Origin of the sequence: Pseudoxanthomonas sp. UC19_8 (genome assembly GCF_042700505.1) — a bacterium.
Classification (GTDB): Bacteria; Pseudomonadota; Gammaproteobacteria; order Xanthomonadales; family Xanthomonadaceae; genus Pseudoxanthomonas_A; species Pseudoxanthomonas_A winnipegensis.
This window is the reverse complement of the sequence record NZ_CP170559.1, coordinates 2,159,840-2,179,989: the sequence shown is the minus strand read 5'-3', so window position 1 is coordinate 2,179,989 and position 20,150 is coordinate 2,159,840. Positions and strand designations below refer to the sequence as shown.

The 20,150-nt window shown below is 54.6% G+C and carries 12 protein-coding genes; all 12 read left to right on the top strand.

Going from position 1 to position 20,150, the window contains the following annotated elements; translation table 11 throughout:
- Positions 1 to 24 precede the first annotated feature (24 nt).
- Positions 25 to 807, top strand: a complete 783-nt coding sequence (locus tag ACFJIT_RS09480; protein WP_379653490.1) for a hypothetical protein — start codon at positions 25 to 27, stop codon at positions 805 to 807.
- Between the two features lie 115 nt (positions 808 to 922).
- Positions 923 to 3,385, top strand: coding sequence for a hypothetical protein (locus tag ACFJIT_RS09475; RefSeq protein ID WP_379653489.1), 2,463 nt, complete (start codon positions 923 to 925; stop codon positions 3,383 to 3,385).
- On the top strand, positions 3,385 to 3,861 hold the full coding sequence (locus ACFJIT_RS09470; RefSeq protein WP_379653488.1) for a toxin-activating lysine-acyltransferase: 477 nt from the start codon (positions 3,385 to 3,387) through the stop codon (positions 3,859 to 3,861). The genes ACFJIT_RS09475 and ACFJIT_RS09470 overlap by 1 nt, the downstream gene beginning before the upstream one ends.
- On the top strand, positions 3,839 to 5,269 hold the full coding sequence (locus tag ACFJIT_RS09465) for a hypothetical protein (RefSeq protein WP_379655809.1): 1,431 nt from the start codon (positions 3,839 to 3,841) through the stop codon (positions 5,267 to 5,269). Before ACFJIT_RS09470 ends, ACFJIT_RS09465 begins: the two co-directional genes overlap by 23 nt.
- Before the next feature lie 51 nt (positions 5,270 to 5,320).
- Positions 5,321 to 6,205 (top strand): hypothetical protein, encoded by an 885-nt coding sequence (locus tag ACFJIT_RS09460; protein ID WP_379653487.1) that lies wholly within the window; start codon positions 5,321 to 5,323, stop codon positions 6,203 to 6,205.
- Positions 6,195 to 8,318, top strand: coding sequence for a peptidase domain-containing ABC transporter (locus tag ACFJIT_RS09455; RefSeq protein ID WP_379653486.1), 2,124 nt, complete (start codon positions 6,195 to 6,197; stop codon positions 8,316 to 8,318). Before ACFJIT_RS09460 ends, ACFJIT_RS09455 begins: the two co-directional genes overlap by 11 nt.
- A 1,958-nt stretch (positions 8,319 to 10,276) precedes the next feature.
- Positions 10,277 to 14,320 (top strand): RHS repeat protein, encoded by a 4,044-nt coding sequence (locus ACFJIT_RS09450; protein WP_379653485.1) that lies wholly within the window; start codon positions 10,277 to 10,279, stop codon positions 14,318 to 14,320.
- 31 nt (positions 14,321 to 14,351) lie between these two features.
- Positions 14,352 to 15,353: an RHS repeat domain-containing protein gene (locus ACFJIT_RS09445; protein WP_379653484.1), complete on the top strand. Its 1,002-nt coding sequence runs from the start codon at positions 14,352 to 14,354 to the stop codon at positions 15,351 to 15,353.
- Positions 15,350 to 15,739, top strand: a complete 390-nt coding sequence (locus ACFJIT_RS09440; protein WP_379653483.1) for a hypothetical protein — start codon at positions 15,350 to 15,352, stop codon at positions 15,737 to 15,739. The genes ACFJIT_RS09445 and ACFJIT_RS09440 overlap by 4 nt, the downstream gene beginning before the upstream one ends.
- Before the next feature lie 1,161 nt (positions 15,740 to 16,900).
- On the top strand, positions 16,901 to 18,322 hold the full coding sequence (locus ACFJIT_RS09435) for a DUF262 domain-containing protein (protein WP_379653482.1): 1,422 nt from the start codon (positions 16,901 to 16,903) through the stop codon (positions 18,320 to 18,322).
- A protein-coding gene (locus ACFJIT_RS09430) for an IS3-like element ISStma5 family transposase (RefSeq protein WP_087944427.1) occupies positions 18,273 to 19,429 on the top strand; the annotation gives its coding sequence in 2 pieces (ribosomal slippage) (positions 18,273 to 18,513 and positions 18,513 to 19,429; 1,158 coding nt in all). Before ACFJIT_RS09435 ends, ACFJIT_RS09430 begins: the two co-directional genes overlap by 50 nt.
- A 12-nt stretch (positions 19,430 to 19,441) precedes the next feature.
- Positions 19,442 to 19,969, top strand: a complete 528-nt coding sequence (locus ACFJIT_RS09425) for an HNH endonuclease family protein (protein ID WP_379655748.1) — start codon at positions 19,442 to 19,444, stop codon at positions 19,967 to 19,969.
- The last annotated feature ends 181 nt before the right edge of the window (positions 19,970 to 20,150 follow it).

Below are 20,150 nucleotides of genomic sequence, written 5' to 3'. Positions count from 1 at the left end.
ACCTCACATTAGTAAGGAGAAATCATGCGCTTGCTCAGCGAAGAAGAACTGGATGAGATCTTCGGCGGACAAAGCACTTCGACCGTGGTACCTACTCTTGATCGCGTCAGTGTGACGGCGCCGCGCTACAACCAGCTCAGCGGTGGCTACTGGCTGGGCGGCGGAGGTGGATTCGGACAATACGACGAATCGTCCTCAGGTAACCATGGCGGAAGCTGGTACGACTGCGGTAACCCTGACGGAACGTGGTGTCGCTCGGGAGTTAACTATCCACCGAAACCCGCTCTCCCATCGGTTCCGACACCTGAAAAGTTGAAATGTATCATCAACGCGGTATCGGCTTCTACTGGCGAAACTATGCGAACAGACTATCGCTTTGCAGTGGTTAATAGTTATGGCTATTACAATGAAAGCGCCCAATCGCTTTATTTGTCTTCAACAATGACTACGCCGCCATCAGGCTTCATTTCGATAAATGGATTAAATAACCCCGCAGGTCCAAGTAAAAATAGCCCTTTCAGCGGTACCACCACCATTTATGCAGGTGGGATGGACGGTAGTGATGGAGGCAACGCACACTATGGTTCTTACTATGACTCTGCCGGAAAACTGAAGGATAGTTACGCGCTAGGGCCGATCAGCCCTCTCGAAGAGGCGGTACTCACCGCAGGTCATGAGGTTCGTCATCAGTATACGGCGCAGAATCCAGCCCTGCTTGGTGGACGCGAGAAGGAGGCCGACGCGAGGACTTACGGGATCCAGGCACTGGAGGCTTTCCGATCAGGGATCGGCCAAGACTGTAAATAGGCGTAAAAGTCGGTTAATTCTGAACTAATATAACCTGCAGCGCGAGGCTGGTGCGCTGCGTTTGGTACTGCATGTGAAAGAGCGCGAGCAATTTACTCATCTTCCGTGAATAGTGATGGCCTCGACAAATCCACTGTCCTTTGCCGAGTCGCTTGAGCTGATCCGTACTGCAGATGATGATAACGTTAAAGCAAAAAGTTGGTTAGGTTCCGCTGCAAACTACCAATTTCAGCTTGCAGCTGAGTTAAAGGTGCGGTTCCATCGCTCTTTCTTCTTCCCTGTTACGAGGGGGGCGCGCGCTTCAGTCAAAGACTTGGAATTCGCATGGAATGTAATATCCCTATATTTGAATAACTCTCTTGGGTTGTTCAAGATGGACGACTGCGCGCACTTCCTACATAATCTGGAATTAGCGCGCGTAATGCCGGTTCGTGTCGCTAAGAGATTGCTCGATGCTGCTTTGCTACACCGCCTCACATGCTTTTATCAGCCTAATTCATCGACAGAGCAGTGCAATGCTGCTTCTATAGATATGGCTGAGATTTATGCCACGATGCGGAAGCCGTGGTACGAGCGCGTCATCTCGTTCGAGCCCCTCCTCAAGCGGGATCCAGCCGGAATTTATCCATTGATGGAGGGGGCGAGCAAAGATGTTTATAGGAGTAGGGTAGAGTGGCTGGCAGGCCAGTTTCGAACGGATGAGTTTGAGGTCGCGAGCATCGCACTGAGCTTATCCCGCAATGGTGCTCGTCCGCCCTTTAACCACATTGGCTATTATCTATTCGATGGCGTGGACGCGCTTCGCTTGGCGCTCTTTGGCGAAAATCCCAGCCCTTTGCTCAAGTCACAATATCCCGGCACGTCAGCGATTATAGTATATTGGATGGTTCAGGCTGGTTTTGTCAGTGCCGTAATTTGTATGGTTTCAGCTATAATCAGAGCTGGCGGGAGTGTGGTCGGAGCCGCGTACTTAGCAATAATTGGATTGGTCTCTGCTGAGACCCTAAAAGGTTCTGTCGATTTCTTTCTAAAATTCTGGTCGATTAAGCGTCCAAGCTTCGCTTTGGATTTTAATCAGGACGGATTGCCGCGGTCTGCCTCTGTCCTCATAGCTGTGCCCATGCATTTAGTTAGTTTTGAACAATGGGATTGCGCCCTGCGGGTGGCATGCTGGAACTTGATACAGGCCAACGACACAAACGTGTCAGTCGTTTTTCTTACTGACTTCCCGGATTCAAGTTCCCCGAGTGACACTAGCGCCGAGAGGGACTTGCTGTTGTATGCAATGGAGAGGGTAAAACGAGATAGCTCAAATTGGGCCGGACGCAATGTCGAAGTGCATATTTTGCATCGGGATCGCGAGTTCGTGTCGAGAGAAGGATGTTGGATGGGTCACGAGCGCAAGCGTGGCAAACTCACGTTGCTCAATCGATTGATATTGCACGGCGAGGATCGCTTCAGCGCGGCCACCTCGGGAGCGCATGCGATTTGCAGATCTTCTAATTACGTGCTGTGCCTTGACGAGGACACGCGTCTAGCCCGTCACTCCTTGCAGCGTATGGCGGGTTTCTTGGCCCATCCCCTGAATATACCTAAGTTTGAAAATGGTAGGGTATGCCGTGGTTATGCTTTGGCGGTTCCATCTGTTATGACGGATGCTGAAAGCTTAAAGACTTGGCGGTGGCCCAGTTTCAGCGTTGGCCCTAGTATCGATCCTCGCTCTAAGATTTCGCCAAGCCGAAATTTCTTTTTCGACTGGTTTGGGCAGGCTCTTTACAGCGGTAAGGGAATGTATGCGCCTAAGGATTTCGAGGCTGCGATTGCAGATAAGATTCCAGACGGCATAGTTCTCAGCCACGACACCATGGAAGCCGCTTGGCTGAGACCCGGATATGTGGATGGCGCGCTGGTGACGGATGCACATCCCTCGTCTTTTCATTCATTTCTCGTGCGGCAAGAACGCTGGTTGAGGGGCGACTTACAAAATGCTGCCGTTCTGATGCAACTTTGCTTCACGCAGCAACGGCGTCCGCCTTTGTTGACCTACTTCACCGTCACGGCTCAGCTGCTCGCATGGCTAGGCAATGCGGGCCTTTTCTCGCTATTTGTCGTGTTACTTGCCTTCAATCTACCAGGGGCATGGTACGTAACAGTTTTTGCAATTATGCTGGCCGGCGGATATCAGCGGTTTATCATAAATGCATGGCATGACAGAAAATTGCCGATTAAAGAAAAGATGCGAATTTATCCTCCTTACTTTCTCAGAATTCATCTTGCTCAGTTTATAAGATTTGTGTCACTGCCGCTTCATGCCGTGTTGCTAATCCGGTCGGTGACAATTACTGCCTGGCGCTTGGCAACTCGCCGTCGACTCTTACGGTGGCGCGCTTCTGTGATTGCAAACGCGTATCAAGGTCGTTTGGACTCTGCGTTACCATTGGTTTGGTCTGTTTCCGCGCTTGCCACTTTTTTACTGCTCATGAATTGGCCAGAAAGGTTGCGGCCTGTGCAAATCTTGGTGCTTTGCGCTTGGGCCTTAGCTCCTGGACTTAATGTTTTGCTCAACAGGAAGCTTTGATGATCGGAGCTGAAAAACGGCGCGGCGAGGCTTCCGAGTATGTAGAGTATGCTCAGGCTCTGGGATATGTTTGTCATCTTGCGTCACGCACGACGCGTTATGCCTTAGCCCCAATGGCGCTGCTGCCAATGTGGATAGAGCCGGCAATTTGGCTTGGGCAAATATGTTTCTTGTTTGATGGGCGAGGGCAACCAGTCGCATACTTCACGTATGCCTATTTGACCAAGGAAGTGGAGAACCGACTGCTCAGTGATCCTCGCGTCACCTTCCATATAAGCGAGTGGAAGGAGGGGGATCGAGTTTGGATCATGGATATGGTTGCAATGCCGGGTAGGCTTCGCGAAACCTTATCGCTAGCCGCGGCCGAGTTCAGCGACTTGGGTCAGGTTGCATATCTGCGACGTGGTGTAGACGGTCAAATAAAAAAAGTGGTGCGGATAGTAAGGAGTGGCGATGGCCTACACTTGCAGCGATGAGGTTATTGCACCAGGGCCCAGCTACTATTGCAGCTTGGAGGAATGCCCCGGCGTGGTCGAATACCCGGTGCGTCCCCGATATGATGCGAGTGTTGCGTGGATGAATCTGCGCTGGCTTTCCGATAATGGATACAGAGTCGACTCTGCTGATGCGAAGGAGCATGTCGCCAAGCGTCTTCTGCGTTCTTTTGCTTATGATCTAGATGGAAGAACTCGTTTCTCCACATCGTCGAAGGTCATCGGATATGAACGGTGCTTTGTTGACGGTTACGGGACGACGAGTCTCGCCCGCTACGGTGGAAGTGGGCGTGCCGGCGTGTTAAATGGAATGCAAGTAAAAGGTATTGGCCGCACGCTTTTCGCCGATGCGGACGCGGATTGGGATCATGGGCACGGTTATGTCTGGTTAGAAGAGGGGCTGCGCGAAGCAGTCTTTTCTGAGGTGTGCCGTAGAGAGGCGCCTTGTAGTGCCGTGCCGGTCGTGGCCGTTATTGCGTTAGAGGAGACTGTTACCGCGCCAAGTGGTGAGCGCTTTCAGCGCGCGCTTCTGGTAAGACCATTTTTTGTGCGACCTGCTCATCTACAGCGCTCATTACTGCTGGAACGGCATGATTGTCGACGGATGTCCACTCACTTGCTCGACGTTGATCGGGTGCGCTGGCACATCGATCAATGGAATCATCGCAGCGGAGATGTCAGACGAGCATTTCCTGCCTTGGCCCATGCTTACGGGAGGCAATCCGCTTACGCCCACTGTTATGGTTGGTTCAACGGTGGCTTTACATCGTCTAATTTGACGCTAGAAGGGAAATTTATCGACTTCGGTGGTGCGAGATTTGTCGCCGACTGTTGCTCACGAGCTTACGACAGTCTCGGTCTACGGTTTGGCGATGAACTGGCTACATCAGTCGCAGTACTATCGAATCTAGCATTACTGCTCTCTAAATATGCAGGTTTCGACCTTTCCCAGATGGAATTGACGGAGTACTTGCTTTCGGGATACGAGAGGGGACTAGCAGAAAACACGTCCCGGCTCTTAGGTGCAATCCATTTACAGAGCGGAGACAATTACGAACTCCACGCATTGAAGGATGGCTTGGCTCGTGCTAGAGCTAAAAAGCAGGCCTCCCATTCTTATGAAGCTGAGGAAGCGGCTATCGCTCGCTATGCCGTTTGGCTGGGAAAGCAAGGCGCATGTGATCCAGCCTCAGCAATGAAGCGGTGGAGAGCTATCCGTTACCGCGAAGGTGCTAGCAGGGAAGCTATTCAGCATGAGGCTGCAGCCGCAGCTGCTCAAGAGCGTGAATGCATCCAGAACTGGGTCGATGGGCTTATCGAGCGCCTTTGTTTGCCAGTTAACGCAGTCCAGAAAGATGACCGCTGGTCGCCACCAGGGACCGGCGACTGAGGCAATGACTTCAGACCAAACGCCATCTGCAGCTATTGGGGCTAGGAAATAATGGAACAAGATCTATTTAGAAAGGAATTTTTGGAAGCTAGGGCTCGGGCAGATTTCGGTGAAGTTGCGTTGCCGCCACAGCGGGCTGTACGCATAGCTGCGGTTGTTTCGATGGTTACCGTCGCTCTGCTTTTGGCAGTGTTGGCAACATTGCCATACACTCGAATGGAAACCAATATGGGTTTTGTCATATCAGATGCGGATGCTTTTGCGGTCACATCTGCGTTCAAAGGCCCAGTGCGCGTAGAAAACATCTTGGTCGGAAGCGGTGACCTTATTATGCCGGGAAAGCCTATGCTAGTTGTCAGTATGGAAACTGGCGAAGAGGGATTAGACAATGAATCTAGATCCAATAGCTTGGCAGTTATGACCAACTCGAGGCGTACTGATGGCGTTGAGGGGGGGCGGAAGCTGGCAACTTTACTTAGTACGCAGCGCGGCTATTTTGATAAATTGCTGGTGTTGCCTGGTGAGGACGTCGTTCAAGGGCAGCCAATTCTATTGCTGCGCCGTGAAAGAGGACATATTGCGTTTAGAGTACTGGCGGACAGTAGGTCGATCGGTTTTCTAGAGGAGGGGCAAACAGTTTTTATTCGCGTAGAAGCTTTTCCTTTTCAAAGATTTGGAACTGTTCGCGGTCACATTGCTGCCATTTCTGAATCTTCGCTTTCTCCATATCAAGCGGCGACTATGTTTGGTATGCAGCCTCCTGGCCAGAATCGCTTTCTGGTTGATGTAGCTATAGACGATCCCAGATCTATTAATGGAAGTCACACACTGAAGCCTGGTATGAGTGTGAGGATTGACTTTCCGGTAGAACGAACGAGCGTATTGGGCTGGATTTTCTCGTCGTTATTCAAATTAGGCAAGCGAAATGAACTTTGATCGACTAGATGAAGATCATGCCAGTTTTCGTTTTGGCTGGTGGTCAAGGGCTACGGTGGTGCGTCAAGGGCATCCGTCGGAATGCGGACTTGCCTGTATAGCAATGCTTCTCGCTTATCACGGACAATCGATATCGCTCTCAGATTTGAGAAGAAGGCTTGCTCTCTCTAACAGAGGAATGACGCTTGCCCAGTTAGTTAGCGCCGCAGACCAGATGGATCTTCAAACTCGGGCGCTTCGTATTGAGATCGACGAAGTACGTAACTTGCGTCTTCCTGCAATAGCTCATGTGGATGGCAATCACTTCGTCGTGCTGGACCGCGTTGTTGGGCGCAGAGTTACTATTTTGGATCCCGCGTTAGGCCGACGCGAAGTCACCTGGGCAAGCTTTAGTGAAATTTTTACGGGTGTGGTATTAGAAGTTTTCCCGTCGCCCAAGTTTGTTCCTCGCGGGGTGAAAAAGCCAACGATCTCTCTTTCTCTGTTTGGGCGCGTTAGCGGCATACGCAGCAGTCTTTTATGGATATTTGTGCTGGCGCTAACGTTAGAGGCAACGATAGTGGTTATTCCGCTAATTGTGCAGACTACAGTCGATGTTGTGGTTGCAAACCACGACGAGAGATTGCTTGCCCTTATCGCCGTTGCATATTTTGCATTGGTTGTCTCACAGACTCTTATTTCCGGCATCAGAACTTGGGCCATATCAGTTGTCAGTGCGTCATTAAATATTGGCTGGAATTCCAATATATTTCGCCATCTTCTACATCTTCCTGAGCAGTATTTCCATAGCCGCGACCTGGGGGACATAGCGTCGCGTTTCGCGGGTATCGACTCCATCCAAAGAACGTTGTCGGTGAGTGCTGTTGAGGTAGCAATGGATGGAGCGATGGCAATCGTGACCATGTTAATTCTTTTTGCATACAACGTTCAGATCGCGTCGATCGTCTTGATCGGGCTGCTGGTATATTTGGGCGTGCGGGTGTTGGCACTAAAGATGTTGATGGAATCAAATATAGATGTGGTTACCGCTGCAGCCAAGCAAGAGACCGCCTTCATAGAGGCGGCGCGATCTTCTACTTTGATCAAGCTAAATGGTCCTCTTTCAGTACATACCGGGCGCTACTTAGGTCGAATAAGCGATACTCAGAAGAAGAATGTTAAGCTGCAATCACTGACGATGGTGTTTGCTGGCGCAGGGGGCATCCTTTTTGGTGCTATTAAGATCGCGACTCTCTATCTCGGTGCCGAGTACGCAATAGCAGGCGCGTTCAGTGCGGGCATGCTTGTCGCTTTTTTAGCTTATGTTGATCAGTTCGCTAGCCGTGGAGCAAAGCTGGTAGATTTTTTTGTCGCCTTAAAGCTTGTTCGAATTCAGATTGACCGTGTGCTCGATATTGCCGAGACACCTCCCGAAAGATACCTGGCTAGCCAAGTTGGTTTCTCGACTTGCGGTAGTGATTTGAACTGCTTGGATTTGAGATTTCGTTATGGGTCGAACGATGATTGGGTGATCGACGGAGTAAATTTAAAGGTTGACGAGGGCAAGTTCGTAGGAATTATTGGCCGCTCTGGTAGCGGGAAGTCGACGCTTATAAAGGTTATCTGTGGATTGTTAGATCAAGAAGCTGGCACGGTGAGCGTCGGCGGTATTGATATACGCGCCTTGGGTAAGAAGCGACTGCGTGAAGTGGTGGCTACAGTGATGCAGGATGACACTCTTCTGAATGGAACGATTGCACAAAATATAAGTGGCTTTGCGGATCCCTGTCCGCTGGATGAGGTTGTACATGCTGCTACTATAGCTGGCGTGCACGAGGCGATACTCGCTATGCCGATGCGCTATGAAACGATGATCGGAGATATGGGTATTCTGATTTCCGGCGGTCAAAAGCAACGAGTCTGTTTAGCACGGGCCTTGTTTAGGCATCCGAAGATTCTACTGCTGGACGAGGCCACGAGCAGTTTGGATTTGTTGACTGAAGCTGGCGTCTCCGACGGCATTGCGAAACTCAGCATCACTAGGATCGTGATCACACACCGCCCAGAGGCCCTGTCGCGAGCCGATCAGATCTATATGCTTGAAGCGGGGCGATTGCATCTTGTGAAGAAGTAGTGTGTCCGAGCAAGCTTGCCTTGGATATGTCGAGAGCATGGCGGCAAGCTCTCCGATCGTCAGTGCCAAGGGGCCCTTCCGTGGAATGTGTGTTCGCGTCCGGCTCCGTAAAGAAGACAGCGAACGGGCTCAACATACGGACCTCCGGCTTAGGTGCCACTTAAGTGAGTGGTAGGCCGACACGGCCCGGCTGGGAATGAGCCGCTTGGCTAGACGCATGATCACCGCGCCGCTTGCCGGCATGGTCCTTTCTTGCCTTGCGTAGATTGGGCGCAATGTGGTACCTGGCTGGATTCGTAATGCGTAGGTCGCAGGTTCGACTCCTGTTTCCGGCACCAAGGTCATTCTCAAGGCTCCGTCGCAGCGTTGGCGGGGCCTTTCTTTTCAAGGGCTTACGCGGCGGTGTACGCCCGGCGCGGACGACCCGCATCCGAGCATGGCTCGCCTGTCAACCCTAAGTCGGCTTACCAGCCGCTTACGGTCACACTCAGGCTCGCCGGTCTGCCCCCGTCCCCGATGCCCACTTCTACTAACTGCCGCAGGCCATACTGCCTGCCATGAACAACTGCGTGCGCCGGGGGGTAGTTCACAGACGGGCCTCAGTTGCCTCAATGGCCCCTCCTCCCGCGGCATTACTTTCAAGGGCCGCACTTGACAAGGCTGACATCTTTGCCGGCTAATGGCTCGAACTGCTAGGGAACAAGCGGTATGGGGCTGCAGCCCCTAGCACAGGGGATGTCGATGCGTGCGAATCAAAGTGCCGGCCTCAGGTCGTGTTGCGCTCGAGCGTTGTTTTCTTTCCTACCTGGGGTGATAGCGCTGGCGGTCATGGCGCGAGCCGATGCCCAGACCGTCACGATCCCTGAAGAGTTCAGCAAGCTGGTGACAGCCACCTCGCAGGTGAAGGGATTAAACACTGGTCTGGTGGGTGACGAGGTCAATCTCTACAGCGGTTCGCTCGGTCTAACTCAGACAGACGTTTCAGTGCCTGGAAATTAAGGCTTGGCGGTCGAGCTTACCCGCCGGCTGAGCGCGGGTCAGGGAGTCGACGGCTTCCGGGGATTCTTCGGGGACTGGGATCTCTCCATTCCCAGTATTCACGGAGTGTTTCCGCAGGGGAGCAAGTGGGCGTTCGGTGTTCCGTCCGTATATGGCAAGCGTTGTTCCAGCTATGAAGCTCCTTTGGATGCTGTCGGTCAGCAGGGGGGCGATTTTTCAGCAACCGAGTACTGGCAGGGGACTTTCGTCTACCTGCCCGGGAAAGGAGACCAGGAACTTTTAAGTTACCCCTCCAGCGCCATGCCGACCGATGGTCGCGCATATCCTTTGACCTTGGCGGATGGTTCGGCGGTATCTTGCGTCGCCAACCTCGCCGCTGGCAGTAACCCTTCCGTGGGTGAGGGGTTCGAGGTCGTGACCCGAGATGGCACGCGCTACAGGTTTGACCACATGGTCACCCGTGCCCATTCGGCCCTGAAGAAATCATCGCCAGCTCCGCAGGCGGCTTCTGCCAGCGCCAAATCCGGAGTGACGCCACAGGCTATTAATGGGTACATTCTGTATCGAGATGAGTACATCATCTACCCGACACAGGTAACAGACAGGTTCGGCAACTCTGTTACCTACAACTGGAATTCTTCCAATCCGAACCAATTGCAATCCATTACCAGTAGTGACGGTCGTTCCATAAGCTTTACCTACGTTGATAGCGTGGGCTATCAGATACAGTCGGCGAGCAGTGCAGGGCGAACCTGGACCTACACCTATACCTCTTCCATATCGCTGAGTCAGGTCACTCTGCCCGATCAGAGTAGCTGGAAATTCAATCTCCGATCCCGGTCTCCAGAACGCCTGGGCAGAATGGGCAATGCGATAATACGAACGGCGGTGGAACTTCCACCGGAAGCGTCACGCATCCCAGTGGTGCGGTGGTCACGTTCGGACTACAGGCAGTACGCATGTCGCGCACGTGGGTGCCGCGTGAGTGCTTCTACGTGGATGGTGCGCCGACGAGTGCGTACTACCCCAAAGAGTCGTTCGTCATGGCCTTGGTGTCCAAGAGTATCAACGGACCAGGCTTGCCAAGCGCGGGATACAGCTGGACATACAGCTACGATGGAACGGCAGGCTGCTGGGATCCGGCGACTGTACAGGCCAACGCCAGCGGTGCTCCCAAGTGTACTTCATCGACACCATCGGTCCGGACAGCAACTGTCACCAATCCTGACGGAAGTGTGGACAAGCATGTCTATGGCAATAGGTGGCAGGTCAATGAAGGACAGCTGCTGTCCACGCAGACTGCGGTATCCGGCACTGCGGCGCTTCGTACGGAAACCGTGGCCTATGGCGCGCCAGACGAAGGGCCGTATCCGACAAGCATCGGCTTCAGTATCCAGCCTCGAGGCGACGGTGGCTATGCGAGCCGCCACCACCCTGTCAAACAAAGGGTTGTTCAACAAGACGGCGTCACTTTTTCGTGGTCCACGACCTTCGATGCGATGGCACGGCCTTCGCAGGTAACTCGCAGTGGCCCTTCCGCTGCTGTGACGGAGAAAACGGTCTATTCGGATCTTCCTTCCATCTGGGTGATGGACCAGCCAGCTTCGGTCACCAATCTGGGGAACGGACTGGTTGTCGCTGCTGGCGAGTACAACAATCTGGGTCAGTTGACCAAGACATATGCGTTCGGCCGACTGACGGGCACCTATGGATACGGGACGGATGGAATGCTTTCCACGGTGACCGACCCGAATAATCGCACGACCACTTACTCCAACTGGAAGCGCGGTATCCCGCAAAGTGTCGGGTACGCTGATGGAAATGGGCGCTCGGCGGTCGTCAGTGACGCTGGCTGGATTACCAGTCATACCGATGAAGTCGGCTACCAGTACATCTTTACTTATGATGGGGCGGGGCGATTGGCCTCGACCAGTTACCCAAGCGATGGCGCACCAGCGAATCCCACGACACAGGTGTTTGAACCGATTGGCATGGCCGAGTTCGGACTGGCGGCCGGTCATTGGCGACAGACCGTTTCGACTGGTAACGCGCGGAAGGTAACTTACTACGACGGCTTGTGGCGTCCGATCGTGACCCGGGAATACGACAATGGGAATGAGACCGCCACCAAGCGTTTCCAGCGATTCGCATACGATCACGAAGGCAGGACCACCTTTGCCTCTTATCTGGGGACGACAGATAGCTTGGCCACTGGCTACTGGACTTCTTATGATGCGTTGGGACGTGAGACGTCGGTAGGTCAGGACACCGAACTGACGCCAAGTGTCCAGGTGACCACCACCGCATACTTGAGCGGTTTCAAGACGCGCACTACCGATCCGCGCGGCGGAGTGAAGATCACCTCATTCAAGGCTTACGATCAGCCGAGCTACGATCTTCCTATAAAGATAGAGGCTGCCGAGGGCACTATCACTGAGATCAATCGTGATGACTTTGGCAAGCCCACCGCAATCACCCGGCGAGATGTTTCAAATACGGTCAGCGTCACTCGCAGCTATATCTATAACGGCTATCAGCAACTTTGTCGCAGCGTGGAACCGGAAAGCGGCGCAACCCTGGTCGGCTATGACTTGGCTGGAAACGTGGCTTGGACCGCCGCGGGTTTGGCCGCGACGCAGGCTTGTGATGATGGTAGCGGCACGGCTGTCGCCGCTCGCAAAGTCGGGCGTACCTACGACGCTCGGAATCGGCTCAGTACGCTGAGTTTTCCGGACGGACGGGGTAATCAGACCTGGACATATACACCGGACGGTAAGCCTTACCAAGTCACCACCGCCAATGCCGGAAGCGGGGCGGAAAGTGTCATCAACACCTACACCTACAACGCGCGTCGCCAGCTCATCGGCGAAGGTATGGCGCAGGCGGGCCAGGCCGCGGCGCTATCTATCGGGTACGGATACGATGCCAACGGCAACCTTGCCACCCAGACCTATCCTTCCGGGCTGACCCTGTCCTACGCCCCCAACGCGCTGGGCCAGCCGACGCAGGCGGGGTCCTACGCCACGGGCGTGTCGTACTACCCCAACGGGGCGATCAAGCAGTTCACGTACGGCAATGGTGTGGTCCACACCATGGCGCAGAACGCTCGCCAGATGCCGGCGCGCAGCACCGACACCGGCGGCGGCGCCGTCATCGACATGGCCTACGGTTTCGACCCGAACGGCAACGTCAGCGCGGTCACCGACTACGTGGACGGCCGCCAGACCCGCAGCATGACTTACGACGGACTGGATCGCCTGGCCACCACCCAATCGGTGATGTTCGGCGGCGACAACCAGGCTGCATTCACCTATGACGCACTGGACAACCTCAAGACCTTCAAAGTCGGCGCGGTGTCCAACTACGTCTATGCGTACAACGCCAGGCAGCAGCTGGAAACGGTCAGCAACGCCGGAAGCGGCAGCGCGGTGATCGGGTTGGGCTACGACGCGCAAGGCAACCTGGCCAACAAGAACGGGCAGACCTACGCCTTCGACTACGGCAATCGTCTGCGCTCGGTCCCGAACAAGGAGTCCTATCGTTACGACGCCAGCGGACGCCGCGTGTTGTCGGTCGCCTCAAATGGCAACATCTACTCGCTCTATGGCCAGGACGGCGTGCTGCGCTATCAGCAGAACCAGCGCGCGAATCGCCGATACGAATACGTCTATCTCGGCGGCAGCCTTGTGGCGCGGATCAGTAACGTGCAGAGCGTGGGCACCGCGACTGCCAGCGTGCCCGCCTCGAATGGCACCGGGGCCTATACGGTCAGCTGGACCGCGGTCACCGACGCCACCACCTACACCCTGCAGGAAAAGGTCGGTAGCACTGGGGCATGGACCACGGTCTACAGCGGGAGTGCCACAAGCTACGGCGCCAGCGGCAGAGGCACGAGTGTCTACAGCTATCGGGTGCAAGCATGCGCGGGCAGTACCTGCGGCGGCTGGAGTAACGAAGCCACCGTTGCGGTGACGCTGCCCAGCGCGCCCTCGGCCGCTCCTGCCGTCAGCGCGCCCGCGAACAGCAGCAATGGTGCCTATTCCATTTCCTGGACGTCGGTGAATACGGCCACGTCGTATGAGGTGAAAGAGAACGGCAACGGCCTTTACAGCGGGGGCGGGCTATCGACCTCGGTCAGCGGGCGTGGCACGGGTAACTACACCTACACCGCCCGTGCCTGTAATAGCGCCGGGTGCGGGCCGTGGAGCGCAGGGGCCACCGTGGCGGTGACGATCCCGACGCCGCCGTCGGGCGCGCCTGCCGTCAGTGCTCCGGGCTCAAGCAGTACAGGCTCTTACACCGTTTCGTGGAGCGCCGTCGGCAACGCTTCTTCCTATGAGCTACAGGAGAACGGGAGTACCGTCTACAGCGGGGGCAACCTGTCGGCTGGCATCAGTGGTCGTGGGACGGGCAACTACACCTACACCGCCCGAGCATGCAACAACGTCGGGTGCGGACCGTGGAGCGCCGGTGCGCCGGTCGCGGTGACGATCCCGACCCCGCCATCTGGTGCGCCCACTGTCAGCGCTCCCGGCTCGAGCAGCACCGGGTCCTACACTGTTTCGTGGAGTGCGGTCGGCAACGCTTCTTCCTATGAGTTGCAGGAAAACGGCAACACCGTCTACAGCGGTGGCAATCTCGCCCTAGCAATCGGTGGGCGCGGCAACGGCACTTACGCTTACACGGCTCGAGCATGCAATAACGTCGGGTGTGGCCCATGGAGCGCTAGCGCGTCAACCACAGTGGCGTTGATCCCACCAACACCTGTCAACACGCAGCAGGATTTGACTAACACCGGCGGGAAACGCTGGCAATACACGGCTTGGTGGGATGCGGCTCCCAATGCCACGAGCTATGAGCTTCAGGGTTACATCACTTACTCGGGTCCGAACACCTCTGCGTCCACGGTGAAGGTTGGGGTTAATCCTCCCTCCAACAATCCCACATACCGCGTGCGCGCTTGCAATGCGACCGGGTGCTCGGCATGGTCCGCGGTGTTCTGAATCAAATTCGAGCTGTCAAGGATCCGTATTAATGAATAGTAATTCGACGGGCAGTTTCGCAAGGAGCCGTTGGGGCGCGAATCGGCTCCTCTGGTTCATGTTCGCGCTGTGGTGTGCCTGCGTTGGAGTGCCGGCACACGCTCAAACGGTCGAGTACATCCACACCGATGCGTTGGGAAGCCCTATCGCGGTCACGAACGCCAGCCAGCAGGTGATAGAGCGTAGCGAGTACGCGCCGTACGGCGATCTGCTCAACCGACCCGATACAGATGGGCCTGGATACACCGGGCATGTGCAGGATGCTGCGACGGGCATGTCGTACATGCAGCAGCGCTATTACGACGCTCAACTAGGACGCTTTTTAAGTGTTGACCCGATTGGCATTGGCCTGGAAGGTGAAAACTTCAATCGTTTTTGGTATGGTGCAAATAACCCATATAAATTTAAGGACCCCGACGGGCGTTACACTTGCGATTCATCTACAGCTTGTAAAGCAGCCGCAGCGGGACTAGGCGCCATCAAAGCCGCATTGAATAATCCTAACAACTCCGAGAAAACTAACTCTCTCCTTTCCGCAACACTCGGGTTCTATGGCAAAGCTGGAGAAGCGAATGGGGTCATGGTCCAAGCAGCTAACTTTACTGACCGCACTGGCGGCGATGCAATGACTTATAGCAAAAAAGGGGAGCCTCAAGGCTTACTAACCGTAATTCGCCTGAACGTTAAGCAATCGAACTCTGATGCGAAAATTCTAGGTGTTGGAGCTGCAAAGCTTTTGGGCGGAACGATGACTCACGAGGCAAGTCATGGAATTTCGCAGAGAGTCGGTGACGGCTATACGCCATACAGGCGTGACGAGATCAACACTGGTGAGATTAGAGCCTATACGGCTGAGGCGCATTTTTATCAGGGTGCGCGGATCAATCCATATGGGCTATTGAACCCAGGTGGCGAGATCAACTCTGATGCGATACTTAGAGGAGCAGACAGATCTACGAATTCAGTTTGCGAAGAGCCAGGAGCATGCGAATGAAGGCAACAGCCCTATTGATTTTTGCCGCGCTTTTTCCGGGATACGCGACGGCTGATTCCGGCAAAGAAGTTTGCTCAACCGCATCAGATGTCAAGGAGAGAAAAGAGACTTGTTCTAACCGCTCCATCAAAATTAACGCTTACTTGATATCAACCCGCCATGGCGCCTATCTAGTGGACGAACCTGACGGGTCTGACGTGTTGGCAGTAGTATTCTCAGATTCACCTCAATACAGAAGATCAACTGCCCTGCTATTGAAAGAGCTTGCATACGCCAATAGAGGACAGCCCTACGCTCAGATACAAGGAACCTTCGAAGGCCGCCTGTTGCTAGATAGGGACGGGCGAGCAGTTAGCTTCGAAGTTCATGCAAGAGTGCATGAGTGAGTGATGCCCCTTGCCGGGTAGCGGTCCCGCAAGTGTTAGCTAGGGAACCTTTAAACAAGCCCCTCTTTTCGGCGACACGACTGGCATCCGATCCAGGCGCGCCGGTCGCGTTGACGATACCGACACCCTCGTCGGGCGCGCCTGCCGTCAGTGCTCCGGGCTCAAGCAGTACCGGCTCTTACACCGTTTCGTGGAGCGCGGTCGGCAACGCTTCTTCCTATGAGCTACAGGAAAACGGCAACACTGTCTATAACGGTGGCAATCTCTCCTAAGCCAGCAATAACCCATATCGGTTTACTGATCCGGATTGGGCGGTATACCTGATCAGGTAGAAAAACTGATTGTGGGAACTTTGACAAAGCAATTGACGCGGCTAAAGCGGCTTCACCCCTTGTTCAAGGGGCGCCAACTGGTCGTGCGGAGCGGCATCCTTGCGGTGCGAAGGCGTGCTGCCGGGGGGGGGGCTACCAAAGGTTCATGCCTTTGGGATGGCGAGGGAGCCGGATGAGTCCCCTAGCTTGTGTAGGAAAAATCCGTAAGTACAGGTCTTGGTTTGAGCACAAGTCTGGCGAGCGCCTATATCCTATAAGATTCGAGACAGCAAGACTGGCCGCGTCACCTATCGTGTAGCCGTTGGACAAGCAGGTGCAAACAAGGTAGCTAACCAAGTGCAGCTTGATGACGTAGAAGACGTCTATCGCTATGTGTTTGGCAAGAACCACTCGGTTCGGATGTGCTCAGCTGACGGGGAGACTGAGGGCCTGTATGCCAAAGATGGCTACAGCATTGTTTGCACTTCTGAGAGCCAGAAAGTCAGCTAAAACTGCTTTTGAGACACGATTTTTGTTCGCCTAACAATCCACGCTGCCCAGTCAAGCTGACCCGCTCAGACATCGCTCAAAACCATTGCAGCCATAGTATCCAGGCAAACTGCGAAACGCCGAAGAGGTTATGGACTACGCCCTAGGTGTGGGCAAGCGCAGACGCCGCGGCGCGATATGCTGGCTCTGGACCGGGGCGATAGATTCGCAATGGCACAGCCGCTTCCTAGCATCCCAAGCCGCGCCGAAGCAGCAAACGAAGAGCTGGAAGCAGGCGGTGGCGATCGGTCTGGGGAATGCAGTTAGTCTATAAAAAAATCCTAGGGAATAATAATAATCGATGGACGCCAATCCAAGAAATCTAGACGACATCTTTGGATCGAATTATCAGTATCAGATCCCGCTTTTCCAGCGGCCATATGTGTGGGAAAAGGACCAGTGGGAGCCGCTATGGTTAGACATCCGGAGCCACATGGCCCGCATGGTCAGAAAGGATCGCTTGTTGCCGCACTTCATGGGGGCTGTTGTATTAGAGAGATCTCCTAATCCAACGGGCTCTCTACAAATTCGTTCAGTCATCGACGGCCAGCAGCGATTCACGACGCTGCAGATATTGCTAATGGCGGCGCGAGATGCAGCGTTTGCTCGCGGCCAAAATGATCATGGTGAAAACTTTAATTCGTATGTGACTAATGATCGAAAGGTAAAAGATAAGCGGCTCAAGCAGAAGGTCTATCCATCTAATGCTGATCGTGATGGTTTTGATGCCATCCATGGAATTAAGTCGCCAGAAGAACTTGATGAAAAGATGAAAAGTAATATTCCCCTTGCAAATACTAACATAATCTGCGCCTACAGATTCTATGCTGAGCAAATCGCCAACTGGGCTGATGGAGCTGACGTAGATGATTTTCCTGCCATGGACATGGACGTTGAGAATCGATTTGAATTGCTCTGGAACGTTTGTTCCATGCACCTTCTTTTGGTAGTTGTTGACATCGATGCGGACAAGGAAGACAGCCAAGTCATCTTCGAAACGCTCAATGCTCGTGGCACGCCGTTACTGCCTGCAGACTTAATAAAAAACTATCTGTTTCGTAGTGTTTCTCAGATGGAGCAATACGACGAAGCAAGCTTGCGGGAGCTTTACGATAATAACTGGAAGCAATTTGATCGGAATTCATGGCGCAAGTTGTACAGGCAGGGTCGGCTAGAGCGGCCAAAGATCGATACCTTCATCAACCACTACCTATCAATGAGGACCAGGGACGACATCCGCACTGGACACCTGTTCGTCGCCTTCAAAGAGTTTTGCGAAACAGCGCTAGATGGTGATGGCGGGATCATCAGTCCTGACACCCATATCAAGGATATCGCGCGCTTCGCAGCCACATTTTTGAAGATTGTAGAGCCTTCAGATCATCCTGAGCTTAAGCGCTTTATGTCGCGCCTGGCAGCGGTGGACACTGCCACCATCTATCCATTTTTGCTCTTTGCCTATGACCGGCTGATGCCTGACAACCGCGAGGCATTCAATGATGTGCTTGGTGTGCTTGAAGCGTTCCTGATGCGTCGAATGATCACTGATGCTGGAACTAAGGCTTACAACAGACTGTTTGTTGAGCTGACAAAAGCAGTAGACCGAGAAACGGGTTCACCCCCGTTTTCACGGACACTTACGAGAAGGCCGATCAAGGCCATGAGGAGTGTTCATGTCGAAGCGAAGGAAGTTCAGCACCGAGTTCAAGCGCGGTGCGGTTGAGCAGGCCAGCCAGCCGGGCGTCAGCTGTGCCCAGGTGGCCCGGGAGCTGGGGATCCGGGATGCATTGCTGACCCGCTGGAAGCGGGAGGCCCAGAGCCGGGGCCAGGTGGCCTTCGGTGGCACCGGGACGCCCCGGGACGAGGAACTGGCGCGGCTCAAGCGCGAGCTGGCCCGGGTGAAGAAGGAGCGGGATTTTTTGCGAGAAGCGGCGACGTTCTTTGCCAAGGGATCATCCTGAGGTATCAGGTGATCGAACGTTGCCGCGATGAGTTTCCAGTGCGACTGATGTGTCGTTGCCTGCGGGTCTCGGCCAGCGGTTACTACGACTGGAGTAAGCGCTTGCCCAGTGCCCGGGAGCGCGACAACCAGCGCTTGCTCGGCCGGATCCGTGAGTTGCATGAGGACAGCCGGGGCACATTGGGCGCCGGCCGGATGCATGAAGACCTTGCCGAGGAAGGCGAGACGGCGAGCCTGAACCGGGTGGCGCGTCTGATGGCGACCGATGGCCTGCAGGGTTGGCCGCGACCGAAGCGGCGAGGCCAGCGCGGCAAGCCGGCGCTGACGCCGCCGGGTGTGCGCAACCTGCTGGAGCGGGACTTCACCGCGTTGGAGCCGGAGACCAGGTGGGTCACCGACATCACCGAGCTCAAGACCCGGCAAGGCAAGCTGTATCTGTGCATCGTGCTGGACCTGTTTGACCAGCGGGTGGTGGGGTGGTCAATGCATCATCGTCAGGATCGTCAGATGGTGATCAGGGCCGTGCAGATGGCGGTCTGGCAGCGCCAAGGCAGCCATCCACTGATCCTGCACTCCGACCGTGGCAGCCAGTTCCGAAGCGGCGACTACCAGCGTTACCTGGCGGCCAACGGCTTGGTGTGCTCGATGAGCGCGGTGGGCCACTGCGGTGACAACGCCGCGTGCGAAGGCTTCTTCGGCCTGCTCAAGCGCGAGCGGGTCTACCGCATGACCTACCCAACGCTCGATGCCGCGAGGGCGGATGTGTTCGAATACATCGAGCGGTTCCACAACCCGAGGATGCGACGAAGGGTCGCCAGGCAAGACCAGAAGTTCTCAGCCCTTTTACAACCGTCCGTGATTTCGGGGTAGAACCCAACCACGCTGGATGGAAAGACGGTTGCTCTACTGTTACTGAAAGCTGGTGGAGAAAGCAGTAAGTTTCCAAGTGATGATGAACTGCACAATGCTATCTTTGAGCAGAACTTCTACAGACTCAAGAAAGAGAAGGTGAGAGCTGTTTTGCAGGCGCTGGATATGCAGGCTGCTTCAAAATTTAGTGAGGATGTTATCGCCCATGACAAGCTCACCATTGAACACCTACTTCCCCAGAGTTGGGAAACGCACTGGGCTTTGCCTGAAGGCTTAGGCGAGCTGGAGAGGCAGAAGGCCATCATCAGGCGGAATCGTTTGCTCCACTCTATTGGTAACCTTACATTGATCACCGGCAGCTTTAACAGTAAGCAGCAGAACTACGGCTGGTCAGAAAAGAAAGCCGAATTGATCAAGTTTTCGAAGCTCAACCTCACACAGTACTTTCATGACATTGATCGGTGGGATGAAGATGCGATCAATAAACGTACAGAACACCTGTTCGTTCATATGAAGGAAATCTGGCCCTATCCAGGCTAATTAATGCCCATCTAGTCAATGAATGCACGCCGAGTTTTGGCAGAGCTGGACTGCGCCTGTGACTTGTGTAGCGGCGCCCGGCTCCGCCAAGAAGACGGTGAATGTGCTCAACATACGGACCTCCGGCTTAGGTGCCACTTAAGTGTGGGTAGGCTGACACGGCCCGGCCGGAAATGAGCCG